16 protein-coding genes are annotated in these 21,111 nt (G+C 61.0%); 7 read left to right on the forward strand and 9 right to left on the reverse strand.

What is annotated here, in order from left to right; all coding sequences use genetic code 11:
• The 5 genes from Q1A34_RS17940 to Q1A34_RS17960 all read right to left on the reverse strand — a co-directional run.
• Positions 1 to 920, reverse strand: a 920-nt coding sequence (locus tag Q1A34_RS17940; protein WP_300037593.1) for a FecR domain-containing protein, incomplete at its 3' end; no start/stop codon positions are given.
• A 327-nt stretch (positions 921 to 1,247) separates the two neighbouring features.
• Positions 1,248 to 3,551 (reverse strand): mechanosensitive ion channel family protein, encoded by a 2,304-nt coding sequence (locus Q1A34_RS17945; protein WP_300037596.1) that lies wholly within the window; start codon positions 3,549 to 3,551, stop codon positions 1,248 to 1,250.
• Complete coding sequence (locus tag Q1A34_RS17950) at positions 3,551 to 4,711, reverse strand: 2Fe-2S iron-sulfur cluster-binding protein (protein WP_300037599.1); 1,161 nt, start codon at positions 4,709 to 4,711, stop codon at positions 3,551 to 3,553. The genes Q1A34_RS17945 and Q1A34_RS17950 overlap by 1 nt, the downstream gene beginning before the upstream one ends.
• A 139-nt stretch (positions 4,712 to 4,850) precedes the next feature.
• On the reverse strand, positions 4,851 to 7,994 hold the full coding sequence (locus tag Q1A34_RS17955) for an efflux RND transporter permease subunit (RefSeq protein WP_300037602.1): 3,144 nt from the start codon (positions 7,992 to 7,994) through the stop codon (positions 4,851 to 4,853).
• Between the two features lies 1 nt (position 7,995).
• Positions 7,996 to 9,123, reverse strand: a complete 1,128-nt coding sequence (locus tag Q1A34_RS17960) for an efflux RND transporter periplasmic adaptor subunit (protein WP_300037605.1) — start codon at positions 9,121 to 9,123, stop codon at positions 7,996 to 7,998.
• Between the two features lie 509 nt (positions 9,124 to 9,632).
• Here Q1A34_RS17960 and Q1A34_RS17965 point away from each other — a divergent pair.
• The gene (locus Q1A34_RS17965) at positions 9,633 to 11,432 is read left to right on the forward strand and encodes an NAD(P)/FAD-dependent oxidoreductase (protein ID WP_300037608.1); all 1,800 of its coding nucleotides are present in this window, start codon (positions 9,633 to 9,635) and stop codon (positions 11,430 to 11,432) included.
• Positions 11,433 to 11,486: 54 nt separating this feature from the next.
• On the opposite strand, the gene Q1A34_RS17970 is transcribed toward Q1A34_RS17965, so the two are convergent.
• Genes Q1A34_RS17970 through ugpC form a run of 4 tightly spaced genes read right to left on the reverse strand, consistent with a single transcriptional unit; the run spans position 11,487 to position 14,547 of the window.
• Complete coding sequence (locus tag Q1A34_RS17970) at positions 11,487 to 12,398, reverse strand: ribokinase (RefSeq protein WP_300037611.1); 912 nt, start codon at positions 12,396 to 12,398, stop codon at positions 11,487 to 11,489.
• 2 nt (positions 12,399 to 12,400) lie between these two features.
• Entirely contained in the window at positions 12,401 to 12,847 is a 447-nt protein-coding gene (locus Q1A34_RS17975) for an RbsD/FucU domain-containing protein (RefSeq protein WP_300037614.1), read from the reverse strand.
• Positions 12,848 to 12,850: 3 nt separating this feature from the next.
• Positions 12,851 to 13,492 carry an SGNH/GDSL hydrolase family protein gene (locus tag Q1A34_RS17980; RefSeq protein ID WP_300037617.1) on the reverse strand — a complete coding sequence of 214 codons (642 nt, stop codon included), beginning with the start codon at positions 13,490 to 13,492 and terminating at the stop codon, positions 12,851 to 12,853.
• Positions 13,493 to 13,509: 17 nt separating this feature from the next.
• A complete protein-coding gene (gene ugpC / locus Q1A34_RS17985) occupies positions 13,510 to 14,547 on the reverse strand; it encodes a sn-glycerol-3-phosphate ABC transporter ATP-binding protein UgpC (RefSeq protein ID WP_300037620.1) in 1,038 nt (345 codons plus the stop codon).
• A gap of 217 nt (positions 14,548 to 14,764) precedes the next feature.
• Between ugpC and Q1A34_RS17990 the strand changes: the two genes are divergently transcribed.
• The 6 genes from Q1A34_RS17990 (at position 14,765) to Q1A34_RS18015 (ending at position 21,048) form a co-directional block, all read left to right on the forward strand.
• Positions 14,765 to 16,390, forward strand: coding sequence for a substrate-binding domain-containing protein (locus Q1A34_RS17990; RefSeq protein ID WP_300037623.1), 1,626 nt, complete (start codon positions 14,765 to 14,767; stop codon positions 16,388 to 16,390).
• Positions 16,391 to 16,533: 143 nt separating this feature from the next.
• Positions 16,534 to 17,133, forward strand: coding sequence for a short chain dehydrogenase (locus Q1A34_RS17995; RefSeq protein ID WP_300037626.1), 600 nt, complete (start codon positions 16,534 to 16,536; stop codon positions 17,131 to 17,133).
• A gap of 252 nt (positions 17,134 to 17,385) precedes the next feature.
• Entirely contained in the window at positions 17,386 to 17,844 is a 459-nt protein-coding gene (locus Q1A34_RS18000) for a GFA family protein (protein WP_300037629.1), read from the forward strand.
• 340 nt (positions 17,845 to 18,184) lie between these two features.
• Complete coding sequence (locus tag Q1A34_RS18005; RefSeq protein WP_300037632.1) at positions 18,185 to 19,291, forward strand: carbohydrate ABC transporter permease; 1,107 nt, start codon at positions 18,185 to 18,187, stop codon at positions 19,289 to 19,291.
• Positions 19,288 to 20,202 carry a carbohydrate ABC transporter permease gene (locus Q1A34_RS18010; protein WP_300037635.1) on the forward strand — a complete coding sequence of 305 codons (915 nt, stop codon included), beginning with the start codon at positions 19,288 to 19,290 and terminating at the stop codon, positions 20,200 to 20,202. The genes Q1A34_RS18005 and Q1A34_RS18010 overlap by 4 nt, the downstream gene beginning before the upstream one ends.
• Positions 20,203 to 20,295: 93 nt before the next feature.
• Positions 20,296 to 21,048: a hypothetical protein gene (locus tag Q1A34_RS18015; RefSeq protein ID WP_300037638.1), complete on the forward strand. Its 753-nt coding sequence runs from the start codon at positions 20,296 to 20,298 to the stop codon at positions 21,046 to 21,048.
• The last annotated feature ends 63 nt before the right edge of the window (positions 21,049 to 21,111 follow it).

The raw sequence follows: 21,111 nt of genomic DNA on the forward strand, positions 1-21,111 counted from the left end.
TTGCCGTTGTTGCCGTTGTTGCCGTTGTTGCCGTTGTTGCCGTTGTTGCCGTTGTTGCCGTTGTTGCCGTTGTTGCCCGCCTTTGCAGTACCGCTTGCTGTGCCTGAGTTTCCGCCCGAATTGTTGTTGCTGGCAGTGCTTTTGCCGACAGTCACAGGCTGGCTGCTACCGCTGCGGTCAGAATTGCTGCGCTCGCGGGCGCTGCTGCTGCGGTTGGCGGCGCTCCGGGGGCTTTCCTCGGCCATGCTGAACGCTCCGGTCGCGGCGGGTCCTGCTGCAGTCGCTGCGGCTGCGGCGCTGGCGGCGGTCTCTGCCAGGGGCGGCGCCGGGCGTAGTTCCAGGCTGAATGTGTTTACCGTGCCGGGCACAATGCTTGTCACTTCAGCAACGCCCACGGATACGGACTGGCCGCCTGATGACGCTTCGCGGCCTGCGGAAACGTCCACGCTGCGGCCGCCACTCTGTACCTCAACGACGCCTTTGTCGACGCGAACTGAGGAAACGCCCTGTTCATCAGTTGTCACTTCAAGGATCGTTCCCTTGATCACCGCCGCCAGATGCGGGGTCACCACGCTGGTACGTTTGCGTTTCTGTGTCACCACGGACAGAAAAACCGAACCCCGCCGTTGGGTCAGTTCGGTGGTCTGGCCCGTGGGCTGGGAAACGGAAATCGCGGCAAGAGTGTCTGCGCGGTACACGATGCGTTCGTCCCCGCGTGCCAGAATGGCCCTGCTGCGCGGGCCTGTTCTGATCCATGTCGCACCGGTCAGATCCGCGCCGACCTCTGCGTCGCTCCAGGTGGTTCCGTCCGTTGTGATCCGCACATTGCCATCGGCGCGAAGCAGTTGCCAGCTTTCTGCGAGCGCAGAAAAACTCAGAGCGAACAGAAACGCGAGAGCGAGAAAAATACGACCAAACATGACACACCCCTTCAAAAAGTGAGCCCTTATTGATGCAGAGAGGTAAAAAAAACGGAAAATTCCTGCGTTTTGGCCCGCTATGGTTAATCTTTCCCTGCCGTCGCGCCGTGGCGCAAAACGTCATTCTTTCAGGTGGTCTGCCTCTGGTTTTCGCAGGTAACAGGGTGACTCTGTGTAACGCACGGGACGAACACAGGTTTACCTCCGTCAGGTGGACGGTGCATCGGAAACCAGCGGGACGCAAACGGTGTAATGGGTCAGATCGCGGTCGGGTCGCGAAAAAATGAAGGTCTTTTCTGGCTTCAGACTCCGAGCGCGTGCAGGCTGCTACGGCTCATCCGGGATTGGTTTCGGCGGGCCCGATGGCCCCTGGGATGCTTCCTGTGCTGCACCGGCCACGGCAGTGCGCTGCGCGTCTGTAAGGGTGTCGCCCCCTTCGATCTCTACCTTGACGTTGCGCTCGGCCATGCGGATGCCGTTGGCATCAAAAATGTCGCGCACTTTCTGATAAGCGTCCCGCCGCACCAGCCATTGCTCGCCCGGTTTGGTCATAAATTTTACACCGACGACCATGTTGAACTCCTCCATGCGCCGCACACCCTGGGATTTGAGCGTGCTGAGGATAGAAGGGCCGTAGTGCTCGTTTGCGGCCAGCTCGGCACCGACTTTTTTGATGAGCTTTTTGACCAGTTGCAGATCCGTGTCAAAGGGCACACGGAATTCCAGCTTCATGATGACCCAGTCGCGGCTGTGGTTGGTCAGACTTTTCAGCTCACCATAGGGCACGGTATGGACTTTGCCGCGGTGGTGGCGGATGCGCATGGAACGCACAGATATGCTCTCAACTGTGCCCATCAGTTCGCCAACCTCAATATATTCCCCCAGCCGGAAGGCGTCGTCGATCAGGAAGAATATCCCGGCCACAATGTCCCGGACCAGCGATTGCGTGCCGAAACCGATGGCGATGCCCAGTATGCCTGCACCGGCGAGGATCGGGGCAATGTTGACCCCGGCGGCACTGAGAACGCTCAGCGATACCATGATCAGCAGGGCGACCATCAGGATGGTGCGCAACAGCGGCAGCAGCGTGATCATCCGCGCCTCTGGCCCGGGGGCCTGACCGTCAACAGGGGGCTCATAGTCCGCCACGCGCTTGTCGATCACCGTTTTGGCCCAGGTCCAGACCAGATCTGCCAGCAGCAGGGCGACAATACTGTCGATCAGCACTTCCAGGATGCGGCCCAGCACGCTGCGGTCGGCAGACAGATCAAAAATGTTCACACCCCAGGCGGTGGACAGCAGCAACACACCCCCCATCAGAAAGATAAAACGCGCGGCGCGCTGAACGATGGGGCGGACCGTGGCATAAGGGTCTGCGAACTCCGGCACCTCTGGCTGCGGCTCCCCCTCCTGCAGTTCGCCATCCGCTTCTGCGCGCACAAACGCATCCAGTGTGCTTTGTGCCTCTGCCATATGCTGGTCGTGCAGGGCTGCAGTCGACTGGTCAAAGAAATGGTCAATCCACGACTGCAACAGTCGCAGGCCCGGAATGGAGGCGCCGATCACAAGAACGGCCCACATCAGGCCGAACATGCCCACCAGCCACAGCCCGAAAACCATGCCGACCAGAATAATGAGATAGTTCCGCCAGAATGTCAGGCGGCGCGTATCCGGTGCCGTTTCGCACATCTGCGGGACACGCCGGAACGCGGTCCAGATGCAGCCCCAGGTCACCAGAACGACCAGCAGGGCCACAGCCACCGTCTGCGCAAGTGCCACCGCCGCCAGACTGCCGCCGAGATCCATCTCGCGCATTGCGGCGACGCGGTTGAGCATGAACGAGACCACCAGACCGGCCACCACTGCAAAGGCCAGCAGGCGCAGGGTTTCATGAAGGTAACGTGCAACAGGCGTGCCATAGGGGACCAGTCGCAGCTCGGGCGCGAATGGCGCCTGCAGGAACAGCGACAGCGTCATCACGATCCGGAAAACCAGGACCATTGCCAGAAAATCCAGCACCAGCGCCTCGATCAGCGGATGCCAGTCAAAGCTCTTGAACGCGCCGATACTGCCAACCGCAAAAACCCCAAGACCGGCAAAGATGATCGCAGCCCGGACCGCAGCCCCTGTGAGCTTTTCCAGGGGCGCATCCTTGGGCGCCTGTTCCATGCGCAGCAGCGGATAGCGCATATATTGCCTGTAGAGCCATTCCAGCCCCAGGCCGATCAGCAGAAAGGTCAGGATATAGGTCGCAGAGCGGACTTTCTGGGCATGCGACAGCTCACTGTTCCAGACATCGGCCATGAGTGCGGGCATCTGCGGCAGTATTTCCCAGGCCAGAGACAGGGACTGTACCCGTTGTGCGATGCGCGCCAGCTGTGCGTCGAGTTGCTCGCGCAGGGTCAGCACAGGGCCGGTGTCAATCTGCCCGGTTTCATCGGCACTGGTCTGCAGCCATTCCTGAATGCCCGGATCGCCCAGCAGACGCAGCAGTTCGCGCACATCATTCGGGGAGGGGTCCGGTGTCTCGGGCGCATCAGCCGGAGTGGTGCCAGGCACCACCTGTGCATCGGCTGTCCCCAGAAAAGACACCAAAGCCAGCGTGGCCATAAGCAGTCGCCAAAAACCCATCACGTTGCTGCCGCCGGCGCGTCACCGTCCCGGACAGTGCGCGCTTCGCTGAGGTTGGAGTAATCCGCCTCGATCACCCGTTCAACTTCCAGAGCACCCTCGCGGGGAATCAGCTGGCAGGCGAGCCGTTCATCCGGACCGGCCTGCCAGCGCGCGAGAACTTTCGCTTCTGCCTCGGACGGGGCAGGCAGGGCGTCCGCGCCGGACAGAACACGCACACGGCAGGTGCCGCAGCGCCCCCGCCCGCGACAGATGCTGGCGTGCGGCAGATCGTTTTCGCGCACCATTTCCAGCAGCGTCAGCCCTGTGTCAGCCTCGAAAGTGGCGGGCCGTCGTCCGGTGTATGTCACGCTGACACGTCCGCCGGCCTGCCGCGAAACCCGCAACCAGCGGGCCACCAGCACCAGCGCCACAAGGCCCAGTGAAATCTGTGTCGCCCGTCTGGGGCGCTCTTTGGCCTGAGCAATGATGCCGGGGATCATATCGGGATCCACCGTGGGGCCGGCTGCATTGGGATCGTTTTCCAGCACAAAGCCCTCGCCGCCTTCATCGACAGGAATGATCTGGCGGCCAGCCTCGACATACCCCAGCATCGCCAGAATGGGCAGGGCGACGACCAGCGGGTAAAAGAAATTCATCACCCGGGCGGAACTGTCGCGGGCCTGCAGCCATGTGTACATGCCGATGGCCCCGTGAATCCACGCGACCACCAGCATCACCACCTGTTGCAGACCATCCAGCGGCGAGACGACCCAGAACTGCCCCAGCACGATCATATAGGTTGGCTCCAGACCCAGATCATCGATGGCCATCACACCGAACACATGCATGCCCAGCAAAGGAATGATCAGCACCCCGGCTACCATCTGCGCCATATCATAGGCGGGCAGTTTCAGCGTGTTCCGGAAATAGAGCGAGCCCAGAGCCACCAGAAAATGCAGTATCAGCGAGGCCTGCAAAAGGATCTTGAGCGGCGGCACCGACGACCAGACCCCGCTCAGCATCCAGCGCCAGTCCTCCATCGCCTGCACGGAAATCAGCCCGAGGCTGAGATTTGCCAGATGCATGGTGATAAAGACGAACATCACCATGCCCGTCGCAATCATGATGCGCAGCCTGAATTTCGCGCCCCCGGCGCCAGCAGTTGCCGTGTCGGCCATCCGGGCATTCCCCTTTTCGCGTGTTCTGTGTCACGCGCAGTTTCAGTGCGGGAAGCCTGTGCCAATTCCGCGCCCGAGGTCAAGACAACAGCCAGTTTAAATCAGACCGCACTGTTCCGGTACGGTCTGCGCTGACGGGCTATTCCGCGGGCGCGCGTGCGGGAAAGAGCGTTCTGATCGCCACGTAAAACACCGGTGTCAGAAACAGTCCGAGGAATGTCACGCCGGACATCCCGAAAAACACGGCCGTGCCCAGTGCCTGTCGCATCTCGGCACCAGGACCTGTCGCCAACAGCAGGGGCACAACGCCGAGGATAAAGGCCAGTGCTGTCATCAGAATGGGCCTGAGACGCAGACGACTGGCGTCAACAGCGGCCTCGGCGGGTGGGCATCCGCGCTCTTCCTGCGCCTGTTTGGCAAACTCGACAATCAGAATGGCGTTTTTGGCGCTCAGCCCGACCAGGACGATCAGGCCCACCTGAGTCAGGATATTGTTATCCATGCCCCGCAGCATTACACCGGCCAGCGCGCCCAGAACGGCCATGGGCACCACAAGGACAATGGCCACCGGCAGCGCCCAGCTTTCATAAAGCGCGGCCAGAAACAAAAAGGCGAACAGAATGGAGAAAGCAAAGATATAGGCTGCCGTGTCCCCCTGGTTGCGCTCCTGCAGTGCCAGTTCCGTCCATTCAAAATCAACGCCCGGGGGCATCAGTGATGCGGCAAGTTCCTCCATGGCGATCAGTGCGTCACCGGTCGAGACGCCCGGCGCGGCAGAGCCCTGAACCGGCACAGACACCTGCTGGTTATAGCGCTGTACCAGCGCGGGACCCGCAGTATCAACGACAGAAACGAGCGTGCCCAGCGGCACCAGCGCGCCGGTCGCTGAACGGACTTTGAGCGCTGTAATGTCCTCTACGTCGAGGCGGAACTGCTGATCGGCCTGGGCGCGGACCTGAAAGAGGCGCCCCAGTGCGTTGTAGTCGTTCACGTAGGCCGAGCCGAGATTGATCGAAAGGGTCTCGAATATCGCTCCGATCGGGACATTGAGCATCTGTGCGCGCACCCGGTCGATCTCGAGATAGACCTGCGGGGACCCGGCAGAGAACGTCGTGAAAACCCCCTGAACGCTGTCCGACTGCGCCGAGGCCCCCATGATCGCATAGGCGGTGTTCAGCACGCGGCCCATGTCCGCGCTTTCGTTTTCGCGCAGCTGCAGTTTAAAGCCGCCGCCATTGCCGACACCCCGTACGGCCGGGGGCGCAATCGCAATGATAAAGGCCTCGCGCAGGGCCTGCATCCGCCCAAAAAGCTGTCCGACAATTGCACCGGCGTTCAGCCCGCTTTCCGCGCGGCTCTCAAAACTGTCGAAGGTTGTGAAAATCACGCCCTGATTGCTGGCATTGGTAAAGGTTGCCCCGGAGAAACCGGCAAAGGCCACGGCATTGGTCACACCTGGTGTTTCCAGTGCGATATCTGTCGCCTGCCGGATCACAGCATCTGTCCGCTCCAGCGATGCACCGTCAGGCAGCTGCACCACGACAATCGCATAGCCCTGATCGGCATCGGGAATGAACCCGGTCGGCACTTCCTGGCTGATCCACCAGGTCACGCCCAGAAGTCCGGCAAAGACGGTAAACGTCAGCGCCAGCATCCGGACGGAGCCGACCAGCCAGGCAATGATGGCGGTATATCCGTCAGTCAGCCTGTCAAATCCCCTGTTGAACCGGTCCGAGACGGACGCCCCGAACCGCGCCAGTGGATTTTGCGGTGAACCGGTCGAATGGGGGCGCAGAATGGCCGCTGACAACGCGGGCGACAGGCTCAGGGAGTTGATGGTCGAGATGACCGTCGCAACAGAGATTGTCACGGCAAACTGTTTGTAGAACTGGCCGGTTATCCCGGGCACGAAGGCTGCAGGTACAAAAACAGCGATCAGCACCAGCGAGGTGCCGATGATGGCGCTTTGGACCTCGTCCATCGTGCGCATCGATGCCTGGCGCGGGGTCATGCCGTCCCGGATGTTGCGCTCGACATTCTCGACGACCACGATGGCGTCATCAACAACGATCCCGATGGCCAGGATCAGGCCAAAGAGGGTCAGCAGGTTGAGCGTATACCCCAGTCCCAGCATCACAGCGAAAGTGCCGATCAGCGATACGGGTATGGCCAGCAGCGGAATGATGGCGGTGCGCCAGCTCTGCAGGAAAACGATGATGACCACGACGACGAGCAGAACCGCCTCGAACAGGGTCTGGTACACAGCATTGACGGAGGATTCGATAAACTCGGTCGGGTTATAGACCACATTGTATTCCAGACCGGGCGGGAAATCCCCGGCCAGTTCATCCATGACGCTGATGATTTCTTCGGCTGAAGCCAGCGCGTTTGATCCCGGGCGCTGGAAAATACCCAGGGCCACGGCGGGTTTGTTGTTAAGGTATGAGTTGTTGACATAAGACCGCGCCCCGATCTCAACGCGGGCCACATCACGCACCCTGACGACGCGGCCCTCTTCTGATGCGCGCACAATCACCCGCCCGAATTCGCGCGGGCTTTCCAGCCGGCCCTGTGTTGTGATCGTCACCTGAAACGCGCTGCCGCTGTCATTTGGCGGCGCCCCCAGAGAGCCGCCCGAAACCTGCACGTTCTGCTCGCGCAGCGCGTCGACGACATCCCCGGCGGTCAGCCCCAGAGACGACAGTTTGTCCGGATCCAGCCAGACCCGTGCGGAAAATTCCCGCTCGCCGAAAATCAGCAGATCACCGACACCATCAAGGCGCACAAGCCGGTCCCGCACCCGCGAGCGGGCATAGTTCGACACATAAAGCTGGTCAAAGCTCTCGTCAGGCGAGAGCATGTGCACAACCATCATCAGGTCGGGCGATGATTTCGTTGTCGTTACGCCCAGTGCGCGCACTTCCTGGGGCAGGCGGGGCTCTGCAATGGCCACCCTGTTCTGCACCAGCACCTGTGCGGCATCCAGATCCGTGCCCAGCTCAAACGTGATCGACAGGCTCATGGAACCATCAGCGGTGGAGTAGGAGGACAGGTACAGCATCCCCTCGACACCGTTGATCTCCTGCTCAAGCGGGGTGGCGACGGTTGCCGCAATGGTGGCTGCATCCGCCCCGGGATAGTTTGCCCGCACCACAATCGACGGGGGTGCGATCTGGGGATACTGTTCAATGGGCAGCTGCGTATAAGAGATCAGACCGACAATGGTCATAATCACGGAAATAACGATCGCAAAGATCGGCCGGCTGACAAAAAAGCGCCCCATCTCAGTTGCCCGCGACCAGAGGCAGCTCTGTCATCTCAGGTGTGACGACACTGCCGGGGCGGGCGCGGACAATGCCCTCAACCACGATGACCTCGGAGCCGTCGAGCCCCTCGCGGATGACGCGGTATCCGTCGATCCTGGGACCGGGGCGGACAGGGATCGGGATGACATTGCCCGCATCATCCACGCTCATCACCAGCCGTCGGTTCTGGTCTGCAACGACCGCATTGTCCGGCACCAGAATACCCTCGTAAGGCAGGGAGCCCGGCACATTCACCCGCCCGAACAGACCCGGTGTCAGGATTTCATCGGGGTTATCAAGGACGGCGCGCACCCGCATGGTACCGGTTGCCGCATCAATCCGGTTTTCCGAAAAGTCCAGAACACCCGGCAGCGGCGGAATACTCTTGTCCGACAGCGTTACCAGAACTTCCAGCCCGCCACCGCCCTCCTGCAGGGTCGCGCCACGTGCACGGGCATCGCGGGCATAGGCCAGGAAATAACGCTCATCGATATCGAAATAAAAGTAGATCGGATCAGACGAGACGATGGTCGTCAGCTGCGATTCATTTGCCTGAACCAGATTGCCGGGATCCACCAGCGTCTGCCCGATGCGACCCGACATCGGGGCGGTGATCTGCGAATACTCCAGATCCAGCTCGGCCAGCTCCAGGGCTGCCCTCGCCTGCTCCAGCGCACCCTGGGCAGAGAGATAGGCCTCACGCCTCGAATCCACCGCACTCTGGGCGATGTTGCCGTTGGCGATCAGCGCTTCCGCGCGCTGCAGCTGCTCCTCGGCGAAATCAAAAGTGGCCTGTGCGACGTCAATCTGCGCCTGGGCCTGTCGCAATGCCGTGCGGAACTGGCGCTGGTCGATGGTGTAGAGCAGCTGGCCCTCTTCAACCAGGCTGCCATCACTGAAATGAACATCCTCCAGATAGCCGGACACGCGGGCCCGGACCGTCACCTGCCCTTCCGCGTCGAACCGTCCGACAAACTCGTCGTCCTCGACAATTGTTTTCACCACCGGTTTCGCAACCGTGACCGGCGGCGGCCCGTTCTGCGCCAGGCTTTGTGATGACATGACCAGGGCCGTCAGAAACGCAGTTACAGGCAGGATGTGCTTCATGTCATACTTCTTCCGGAGGTTGTTTTGCCCTTCCGACATTAGCGCGATGACCGTGCAATGCCAGCGCAAATTGAACGGAACGGTTCAGTTACGCATCAACGGCGGCCCATCGCCTGCTTCCGCCCCGACCGGTGACCGGAAACCGTGTGCACCCGCGTGGGCCGCCCGAGGCTTTGGCGCGACAGGGACAGCCGCTGTAGAGCGGCGCGAAACTGCTGTTTCCGGCCGGAGTGGGCAGACAGACGATACGGCAGGCATGCCGCTGTGCCGCGCTCACTCTGCGCCCGGCCAGACGCTGGACGTCTGAGCTGTCTCAGACTGTCCGCTGCACCCGGCTTTGATAACATACGCCAGCGTACAGTTTGGCGCAGTGAATTCGCCATGATCCGCGTACCGTGCGCCCACGGCTCTGATTCACTTGCCAAGCGAAATAGTTAACGTCTAGGTTGAATGGACGGCACGGTAATTTCGACCGGATACACCACAAACAAGATTGCAGGGATGGAAATATGCTAGATCAGACTGCCAATTCAGAAGTTGAAAAGGTCCTTGGAAACCTCGACGAAGCGCTGACAGCGGGGGATGCCGCGGGGGCCGCCGCGCTCTTTACCGAAGACAGCTACTGGCGTGATCTTGTGTCCTTCACCTGGAACATCAGGACGATGGAGGGGCGCGCGGCGATTGCTGATATGCTCTCCGCACAGCTGGACTCTGTTGCCCCCGGTGGCTGGAAAATCGCCGAAGGGGAAACCGCGGCAGAGGACGGCGGCATCACCACCGCCTGGATCAGTTTTGAAACCGGGGTATCACGTGGCTACGGGCTCATCCGTCTGCGTGATGGCCTGATCTGGACCCTGCTGACATCCATGGTCGAGCTCAAAGGCCACGAGGAGCCGCTGGGCTATGACCGCCCGCTGGGGGCCAAACACGGCGCCGGCAAACACCGCCCCACCTGGAAAGAAGAACGCGAAACCGAAGCTGCGGAACTGGGCTATTCCAGACAACCCTATACGGTGATCATCGGCGGTGGGCAGGGCGGTATCGCGCTGGGCGCACGTCTGCGCCAGCTTGGGGTGCCGACGATCATCGTGGAAAAGAACGAGCGTCCGGGCGACAGCTGGCGCAACCGCTACAAGTCGCTCTGTCTGCATGACCCGGTCTGGTACGATCACCTGCCCTATCTGCCCTTCCCGCCAAACTGGCCTGTCTTTGCCCCCAAGGACAAGATCGGTGACTGGCTGGAGATGTACACCCGCATCATGGAGCTGAACTACTGGACACGCTCCACCTGCCAGAACGCGTCCTATGACGAGGGCAGCAAGGAGTGGACGGTCACCGTGGACCGCGACGGTGAAACGGTCGTGCTGAAACCAAAACAGCTGATCTTTGCCACCGGCATGTCCGCCAAGGCGAATGTCCCCGATTTCCCCGGTATGGACAGCTTCAAAGGCGACCAGCACCACAGCTCGAAACACCCCGGGCCCGACGCCTACAAGGGTAAAAAGGCCGTGGTCATCGGGTCCAACAACTCCGCGCATGATATCTGTGCGGCGCTGTGGGAAAACGATGTCGATGTCACGATGGTTCAGCGCTCGACCACACATATTGTCCGCTCTGAACCGCTGATGGAAATCGGTCTGGGGGATCTTTACTCCGAACGGGCCGTGGCCGCGGGCATGACCACCAACAAGGCGGATATGATCTTTGCCTCGCTGCCCTATGCGATCCTGCATGAATTCCAGATCCCAGTGTACGACAAGATCAAAGAGGTCGACGCGGATTTCTACGCCGGGCTCGAAAAAGCGGGTTTCCAGCTTGACTGGGGCGCCGATGGCTCGGGTCTCTTTATGAAATACCTGCGCCGGGGCTCGGGCTACTACATTGATGTGGGGGCCAGCCAGCTGATCATCGATGGCAAAATAAAACTGGCGCACGGTCAGGTCACCGAGGTTGTCGAGGACGGCATTGTTCTGGAGGACGGCACAAAGCTGGAGGCTGACTTGATCGTCTATGCCACGGGCTATGGCTCCATGAACGGCTGGGTCGCTGATCTGGTGGATCAGGAAACGGCCGACAAGGTGGGCAAAGTCTGGGGGCTGGGCTCTGACACGCCCAAGGATCCGGGCCCCTGGGAGGGCGAGCAGCGCAACATGTGGAAACCCACGCAGCAGGAAGCACTGTGGTTCCATGGCGGCAACCTGCACCAGTCGCGCCACTACTCGCAGTTTCTGTCTCTGCAGATCAAGGCGCGGATGGAGGGCATTGCGACCCCGGTCTACGGTCTGCAGGAAAGCCACCACAAAGGCTGACGTGGCGGTGCGGTCCCGGATCGCCGGGGCCGCGACGTTGTCATTGCCCTGCTGTCAGCGCGCCGCCACCAGCGCGATCACCGCCGCCCGGTCGGGCATGGAGGGTGCCGTGCCGGCCTTTGTCACCGACAACCCGGCGGTCGCACATCCGTAAATCGTGGCCTGCACTGCGGTCATGCCTTCGGCGAGGGCAGCGGCAAACCCGCCGTTGAACGCGTCACCGGCACCGGTTGTTTCCACCACCGGGCCCGCGCTGACGGCGGGCACCAGACCATGCTCCCAGAGCCATGCGCCCTGTTCCCCCATCGTGATGATCGGCGTGCCAACGCCCATATCGCGCAGAACCTGGCCGGCTTTCTGCGCATCCTCGGCGGTATGGACGGCGATCCCGGTCAGCGCCTCGCATTCGGTTTCGTTCGGCGTGACGTAATCACAGAGCGCCAGCATCCCGTCCGGCAGCGGGGCTGCAGGTGCAGGGTTCAGAACCGTGGTCACCCCGGCCGCCCGGGCAATCTCCAGCCCGCGCATCGCGGCCTCCATCGGCTGCTCCAGCTGCGTGACAAAAACATCCGCCTGCGCAATCAGATCCGCCCGGGCTTCCAGATCGTCTGTGCTGATCAGAGCGCCCGCCCCGGGAGCGATGATGATTGCGTTGTCGCCTGTGCTCTCTTCGATGAAAATATGTGCCGCCCCGGTATAGCTGTCGTGGCACGCCTCGGCATGCGGGGTCACCCCGGCGGCGGCCCATGTGTCCAGCGCCAGCTTGCCAAAATCATCCTGCCCGAGTTTTGAGATGAAATGTGTCTCTGCCCCCATGCGAGCCGCGGCCACGGCCTGATTGGACCCTTTCCCGCCAGGTCCCAGAGCAAAGGCGTTGCCCATGATCGTCTCACCCATCCGGGGCATCCGGTCTGCGCGATAGGCGGTGTCCGCGACAAAGACGCCGAGTATGATTACCCTGCCCATGCTCAGCCCTCATCCGGCGGGATGACACCCTTGCGAAAGGCGAAACAGCCGTAAAACCGCCGCTCATGGGTCTGGATCACCGCATATGCCTTTTTCGCGCGGTCATAAAAATCAAACCGCTCCACACCGATCATTGTGGGCCCGCCCACGGCGTCCACCTCGGCCTGCACCTCGTTCATCACCGGCAGGATGGTGTCCGGCTCGCCCACGACCTCCATGCGGGCGGCGGCGTCATCGACAAAGGTGTCAATCGGATAGACCGACAGCACCGCCCGCACGACCTCGGCGGCGGGCAGGTCAATCCGCAGGACATGGCCCAGCACGGTTTCGCGTGCGACGCTGTCCGAGGGAAAGTTCGTATCCGCAATGATCAGATCGTCACCATGTCCCATCGCGCGCAGGGCATAGAGCACATCTGCATTCAGTACCGGATGAATTCCTTTGAGCATGTTTCACTCCTCTTCGGTGTTCAGTTGTCCGCGGATTTCCCCTGCCAGGGCCAGCCCGATCGCCCTGTGTGCCGCTGCGCTCAGATGTATGCCGTCAACCAGGTCCACCTGTGCCACGCTCCCGGCATCCCAGAACCCGGCACCCTGACGCTCTGCAATCCCGGCCAGACAGGCGGGCAGCGCCCGGGACTTTTCTGCGGCCCCTGCGAAAATCTCTGCAAGTGCCCCGGTTTCCATAACCTGTGCCGGGGCCGCGATCAGCACGCCAGGGGCAGTGCTGCCCGGTCCCGCGTCCGACCGGGAGATTTCCATGACGAGCCGCTCAATCCCAAGGGCGATGTCGCCGGGGTTTGCGCCGAACCGGTGCTTCAGGTCGTTCGTACCCAGCATCACCACCACCAGATCAAGGGGCCTGTGGCTCTCCAGCAGCACCGGCAGCGCCCGCTGCCCGTTTTTGTGCGTCCCCTCGATGGGGTCGTCAAAAACAGCTGTCCGTCCCGGATGCCCTTCGGCGACCACCTCCCAGCCGGCGCCCAGCGTATCGGCCAGCACATCCGGCCAGCGGATGCCGCGGGGGTGTCTGCGCCTGTCTCCCCAGAACCGCATTGCCCGGGTGCCGTGTGTATTGCTGTCTCCGAAACACATGACGCTGGGCACAGGCGCTATCCGATCCGCTGTCCGGTCTCGGCATCAAAAAGATGCAGATGCGCCGGGTCCGGTTTCAGTCGGATCACCTCGCCCGGCAGAAACGCGTGGCGCTCGCGGAAAACCGCCGTGATGTCCTGGCTGCCGAACTTCAGAAACACCATGGTTTCCGATCCGGTGGGCTCAACCACTTTGACTTCCATCTCCAGGCCATCCTCAGCCAGGATCAGGTGTTCGGGCCGCACCCCAAGCCGGACCTGGCCACTGCCCGACGGTCCTGCAAAAACCTGATCCGCGACCGTCACCCGGCCTTCGTTCAGGGTGCCGGGCAACAGGTTCATCGATGGCGCACCGATAAAGGTGGCGACAAATTCGTTGGCCGGATTGTCATAAAGCTCCAGTGGCGATCCGATCTGTTCGATCCGCCCGCCCTGCATCACAACGATACGGTCCGCCAGGGTCATCGCCTCGATCTGGTCGTGGGTCACAAAAACGGTGGTGGTTTTCAGCCGCTGGTGCAGCTCCTTGATCTCGGTGCGCATCTGGATGCGCAGCTTGGCATCCAGGTTGCTGAGCGGTTCATCAAACAGAAAAACCTGCGGGTCGCGCACAATGGCCCGGCCCATGGCCACGCGCTGGCGCTGACCGCCGGATAAATGGCGCGGTTTGCGGTCCAGGTATTCCGTCAGGCTGAGGATTTCCGCGGCCTCGCGCACCCGGCGGTCAATATCCGCCCGGTTGACCCCGGCCACCTTGAGCGCAAACCCCATGTTCTCGGCGACGGATTTATGCGGGTACAGCGCATAGGTCTGAAACACCATGGCGATGTCCCGCCCGGACGGGGGCAGGTTGTTCACGACCCGCTCGCCAATGGCGATGGTGCCGCTGTTGATCGGCTCCAGACCGGCAATCATCCGCAGCAGCGTTGACTTGCCACAGCCGGACGGGCCCACAAGGGCAACAAACTCGCCGTCTGCAATGTCAATATTCAGCCCGTGGATGACCTCGACCGCACCATAGGATTTGCGGATCTCCTCAATCTTTACATCGGCCATTCAGCGATTTCTCCCACCCGTCCCTGCGTGATGCTAGTCAATGGCACCGGGCCTGTCCACGCCCATCCCCTTGCTTTTGTTGACTCGTGTCCAATTAGGCCCATACTGAAATTCCAGTGGGGGATATCAGAACAAAGCTTGCATAAATTACAAATAAATTCCTGAGCTTGTCCTTTCTCACAAAGAAACCAGCACCTGTTGTCTTGGGAGGAAACACGTGAAAGTCGAACTCTATAATTATATTAAGGCCGCGCAGAAAATGAACCGGCGCCAGATGCTCAAGGGCTCTGCTGCACTGGGCGCGGCGGCGATGATGCCAAAGTCTGCCTTTGCGGACGGGCACGGAAATGTCCGGGCCGAAATTCTGAAAATTCCGGGCGTTGGTGCCGGTTCCCCGACAGACAGCGACTGGCAGAAAGTCGGCGAGATGTGTCTGGCCGCGACAAAGGAAAATGTCACCGAGGGCGAGTTCGCCGGCGTCGAGCTGACCTTTATGGGGCTCAACAACCAGAACCTGCACAACTTCCTGTTCCGCGGGTTCCTGAAGCCCTGGGAGGCCTACACAGGCGCCAAAATCAACTGGATCGATCTGGCACAGGCGGACTATAACGCGCGGCTTCAGCAGTCCATCGCGACCGGGACGGTCGACTTTGACATCATCGAGATGGGTGCGCCTTTTGAGGGCGACGTGCTGGGCAAGGGCCTTGCCTCCGAGATGCCGGACTGGGTCAAAGAGCAGATCGACATGGACGACTATGTGGATTACCTCAAAGCGCCCGTCGGCACCTGGAACGGCAAGACATACCGTGTGTCCATCGACGGCGACTGCCATTCCTTTGCCTATCGCAAGGACTACTTCGGTGCGGACGGTATCGGCGGTGCCGAAGTGCCGACCACCTGGCAGGAGATCAACCAGGTCAGCAAGGATCTGGTCGGCAAGGAAGATCCGCTTACCGGACTGCCCGCGCACGGCTATCTTGATCCGCTCAAAGGCTGGGGTGGTTTCGGGTTCTATTTCCTCGAAAACCGCGCGTCAGCCTATGCCAAGCACCCGAACTCTCCGGCCTGGCTCTTTGAGCCGGACACGATGAAGCCGATGGTCAACAACCCCGCATGGGTTCAGGCCATTCAGGACGTGATGGACCTGATCGAGGCGGGCGCATACCCGGCAGATCAGATCAACGCCGATCCTGGCACCACGGCCTTCCAGCAGTTCCTGGCGGGTACCGGCTCCATGCTGATGTGGTGGGGCGATGTGGGCTCCTCTGCGCGCACCTCTGACACCTCTGTCGTGGGCGATGTCGTGGGCTTTGGCATCAACCCCGCGTCCGAACGTGTCTACAACGCAGCCGAAGGCGCATGGGAAGACACGCGCAATGAGGCACCCAACATGGCCTACATCGGCTGGGGCGTCTATGTCATGGCAACGGTTGAAGGCGACGAGAAAAAGAAAAAAGCGGCCTGGTCGGCAGCGGCCCATCTGGGCGGCAAGGACCTGTCGCTCTGGGCGTCGGCCTACCCTTCGGGCTTCCAGCCGTACCGCAACTCGCACTTCCAGTTCGAAGAGTGGGAAGAAGCAGGCTATGACCGCGCGTTTATCGAGGACTACCTCGGCTCTAACGCGGACAGCTACAACCATCCGAACGCGGCCATCGAACCCCGTATCCCGGGCATCTTCCAGTACTACTCTGTGGCCGAGGATGAACTGGCCAAAGGCTATGCGGGCCAGTACGGATCGGCCCAGGAAACTGCGGATGCCATCGCCGCCGCATGGGAGAAGATCACAGACCAGATCGGGCGTGACAGCCAGATCGCTGTCTACAAGGCCTCGCTGGGCATGTAAGCGCCCAACCCCGGCAACAACGGAAAGGCGCGGCTGCAGGGTCGCGCCTTTTTTGTGGCCAATCCGCCCGCCATCCGGCAGCGGCAGAAACCACAACACCGGCGCAGCAACACCGCACGCTTCAGGGACAAAGGACAGCTGACATGAAAATACTTCTTATCGGGGCAGGCGGAGACATCGGCCAGGCCGCAGCCCGCGAACTGGGCACGCGGCACGACATTGTCACTGTCGGGCGTTCGGGCGGCGACCACCGTGTGGATGTGTCGGACATCGACGCGGTGCGCGGGCTCCACCGCCAGGTGGCCCCTTTTGACGCGGTGGTTTCCTGCGCGGGTGATGCAACCTTTGCGCCGCTGGATGCGTTTGACCAGGACAGTTTCATGGTCGGGCTGCGCCAGAAAGTGATGGGCCAGGTAAACCTTGTTCTGGCCGGGCTGGATACAATCGCCGATGGCGGGTCCTTCACGCTCACCAGCGGCGTGCTCGACCGGGACCCGATCCGCATGGGCACCAACGCGGCAACGGCAAACGGCGCGCTGGCCGGTTTTGTGAAAAGTGCCGCAATCGAACTGTCGCGTGGGCTGCGGGTCAATGTTGTCAGCCTGGGCATGCTGGATGTCTCTGCGCCGCGCTATGGAAAATGGTTCCAGGGTCACCGGCCCGTGTCGTCGGCAGATGTGGGCCTTGCCTATGCCAAAAGCGTGGAGGGCGCGCTGACGGGTCAGGTCTTTATCGTGGAATAGCTCTCAGGCGCACCGACACGCAGTGTATCCGGCGAGCGGCGCGGGACATGGCTGTGCCCGTCCCGTCGGACGATGCGGCGCAGGGACGGTCATCGCGAGCAGGATGTCTGCATGCCCCGGAAAGGGCATCAGCTGCGCAACAGAACCAGCCGTCAAAGGGTACCCTGCACGGTGGTTCACTCCCGGTCGACCGTCGCCGCCAACCCGCCGACCGCTTGACCCGCCGGTCGCGGCCTGAATAAGCTCAGACGGATGAGCAGCCACCAGATCTCCTGTACATGCGGCCAGGCCCGGGCCGTGGTTTCCGTAATGCCCGCGCTGCGCTTTCGATGCCATTGCACCAGATGCCAGTCCGTCTACCAGGCACCCTATGCCGATGCGCTTGTGCTCCGGCGGGGTCAGGTGCGCCTTGAGGACCCTGAACAGGTCGACTGGATGCGCACCATGCGCCCCTCGCCGCTGGTGCGGGGCCTCTGCGCGTCGTGCCGGGAACCTGTCCTGGCCCATTTTTTCGCCGCCTTTTCGATCATCCCGACACGTCTGATGCCCAAAGACCAGGTGCCACCCGTCGGCCATGACGTCTACTACAGGACAAGGATCGCCGGGATGCAGGACACAGTGCCCCGGCACGACACGATGATCGCGTCATACCTTGGGCTCGCGCTGCCATTCGCCCGTGTCCTGGCGCTGCCCGGCCGCCGTTTTGCGTGATCAACAGGGGCCGGGTGGCTGTGGCTGCCCGTGGTGTCTGAGCCTTTGCCTGGCCTCAAAGGCCCGCGGCCCCGGCAACTTTCGAGGGGCAGGCGCGGAAAGGTTAACGCATCCGACCGGACGCTCTGTTCATCCCGGCATTTACCGACCTTCGCACCGACGTAATACCGACGTTTTACCGACGTAATACCGACGTCGGGTTTGCCAGTAAAACAAGGGATATCGGGCCAGGACGGCGTTTGGCCGCGAAACCCACCGTTCGGTGGGGTAAGAAACCCCCACGCGGGCCTGCGCACTTTCATGCTTAACAGCCGCCCGGACAGCCGCTAACATCAACCGCATGACTGCACCCGAAGGCGACCTTCTCCATACTGTAACAGCAGACAATATCCCCGAGGCGCGCAGGCGTTTCGGCAAGGCAATTGTCTGGGGCAGCGCGCTGCTGGTGGTTGCCCTCGCGGTCTGGCAGATGGCCTATGAGACAGGCCGGGTGGCAAGCGGTTTTGAAACCTGGCGGCCCGTGCTTTACGCCTATATGCTCTGGGCCACGGCGCTCTGTGCAGCCCAGGTCATCGTGAACGGCGAAAAGGGCAAGCGCACGCTTTTTGTCCTGCCTGCCGCCCTCTTTGTGATCAGCCTCGTGGTCTTTCCGCTGCTCTTTGCGCTCTACATTTCCTTTACCGACTGGAACCTCGCCTCACCCAATGGTCCGCAGCCCAACGGCTGGGACAATATGCGCGAGATGTGGAATGACGGGTTCTACTGGAACGCCTTGAAAAATATGGTATATTACGTGCTGGCGGTCAGTGTGGAGTATGTCATCGCCTTTGGGCTCGCGCTGCTGCTGAATGCCCAGATCCGGGCGCGCAAATTCTTTCGTGTGGTGTTTCTGCTGCCGCTGATGCTCAGCCCGGTGGCCGTGTCCTGGATGATCGGCAAGTCGATGCTGGAGATCAGGTTCGGACCGATATCCCGTGTGCTGCGCGAAATGGGTGTGGAGCCCAGCTTTTTCGGCAGTCCCGAGATTGCGCGCTTCTGGATCATGGCGATGGACGCCTGGACCTTTATTCCCTTCATGATGATCATGCTGCTGGCCGGTCTGCAGGCGCTGCCGCGTGAAGTGATCGAGGCCTCCAAAGTCGATGGTGCCACCGGCTGGCAGAGCTTCCGCGAGGTGATCTTTCCGCTCATGCTCCCGGTCTCGGTCACGGCCATCGTGATCCGCATCATCTTCAAGCTCAAGCTCGCGGACATCATTATCAACGTCACCTCCGGCGGGCCGGGCGGGGCCACCGACAGTGTGACCAGCTTCATTTTCCGCGAATACCGTGACCGCTCGAACGTGGGCTACGGCACCCTGCTGGCCATGGTCTATCTGGTGCTGATCGTGATCTTTGTAACGCTGCTCCTCAAGGTGGTCAGCCGCTGGATGGAGCGCCCCGCATGACAGCCGTTTTCAAAGACCACGACGCAGATAACCGCGTAAAAACAAAGTGGTGGGCCAGCCGCATTGCCATCTATGCGGCTCTGCTGACCTGGGCGGTGATCTGCCTCTTTCCGATCTTCTGGACGATCACAACCTCCTTCAAGCTTGCCCCCGACGTGATGAAAGGCAACCTGATCCCCTGGGTGGATTTCACACCCCGCTGGAAAGGCTGGGAGTCCCTCGGCCTCTCCCCGCGTCTGATCGGCGAGGTCTCGACCGTGCGCGAGGAATTCCTCAAACGGTTCTGGAACAGCACCATTGTGTCGATCTCCGCATCGACGCTGGCGGTGGTCATGGGCTCGCTTGCCGCCTATGGCCTGTCGCGCTTCAGTTACCGGTTCGGGTTCATGCGCAACTCCGACATCTCGTTCTTTTTCCTCAGTCAGATGATCCTGCCCCCTGTGGTCCTGGCGCTGCCGTTTCTGGTGCTCTACAAATCGCTGGCGCTGCTCGACAGCCGGGTCGGCCTCATTCTGCTCTACACGCTGATGGTGCTGCCCATCGTCATCTGGATCATGCGCGACCAGTTTCAGGGCATCCCCGTAGAGCTGGAGGAGGCCGCCCTGGTGGACGGTCTGGGCATCTGGGGCGCGTTTTTGCAGATCGTGCTGCCCATCGCCCTGCCGGGCATGGTCGCGGCCTTTATCCTGAGCCTCGTGCTCTGCTGGAACGAATACTTCTTTGCTGCCTTGCTGACGGCCACCAACGCCACGACCCTGCCGGTGATGGTCGCATCGCAAACAGGCTCGCAGGGCATCAACTGGTGGTCCATGGCGGCCCTGTCCTCGGCCGCGATCCTGCCCCTCGTAATCGTCGCGATCTTCCTTGAGAAGTACATCATCAAAGGCATGGCGGCGGGGGCGGTGAAGTAACAGTGAAAGACGGCTTCGAGCCCGAAGTGACAAATGCTGCAGCAAGCAAGAAGGTCGGTTTTCAATGAACTTCGTGTGAGATGGACACTTTGTATGATTGCGGACCATGCGCTTACACTTCCCGAACGCCAACTTGCGGCAGAAATTGCCGGTCTTCTTGCGGAAGGGTTGTGGCGCGATCTTGGTCCGCCGGATGACAGGTGTGAAATCTACAACATTGGGATGTCGAACTATGAAGCCGCGTGCCACGCTCTGAACCTTGTTGACGTCTACCGTCAAGGCGAACACTACACGGTTCATCAGGCTCTTGTTCCTTCCGAAGCTGTCCGTACACATGTCGCAGCGCTTGACACTGTTTCGAAGGAGGATTTGGCCTGCATGCTGTCCGCCTTCGTCGCAAATCTCATCGGGCATTGGGGCGCAATCAGTGGAACACGTGAGACCTTTGCTGCGCCATCTGGCACAACCAAAGTCATGAAATTACTGGCGAAATGCGACTACGCCTCTCAGACAGGCGATACGTACCAATGGACGGACAAGATGAGCGTTTTCATGCGGCAGTGGTGCATCTGGTCCGACGCTGATTTTTCCCTCATGGATGCCGCGCACGCCCGCCATAGTGCGCAATCCAATGTCATGGCGGCGACAATGCCAGAGATCGTTAAAAAAAGTGTGAGGGCAGAGTTGGCCGCAGGCAGTGTTCTGCGCGCGATATCGGTTATCAAGAAACATTGGGACGGTGAGCGTTGGTTGGAGTTGCCAAATCACTCACAAGGCGAAGGCAAATCACCTTCAAGACTCGATTTAAGAACTGCAAAAGCGCTCCTGCAAAAGCTGGAACGCTGAAACGAATCAGACCAACAGCGGTCATTGGTTAGGCCGAAGCGAATTGGCGCTCTGGTCCCGCAC

The sequence above is a fragment of the uncultured Roseobacter sp. genome, assembly GCF_947491795.1.
Classification (GTDB): domain Bacteria; phylum Pseudomonadota; class Alphaproteobacteria; order Rhodobacterales; family Rhodobacteraceae; genus Roseobacter.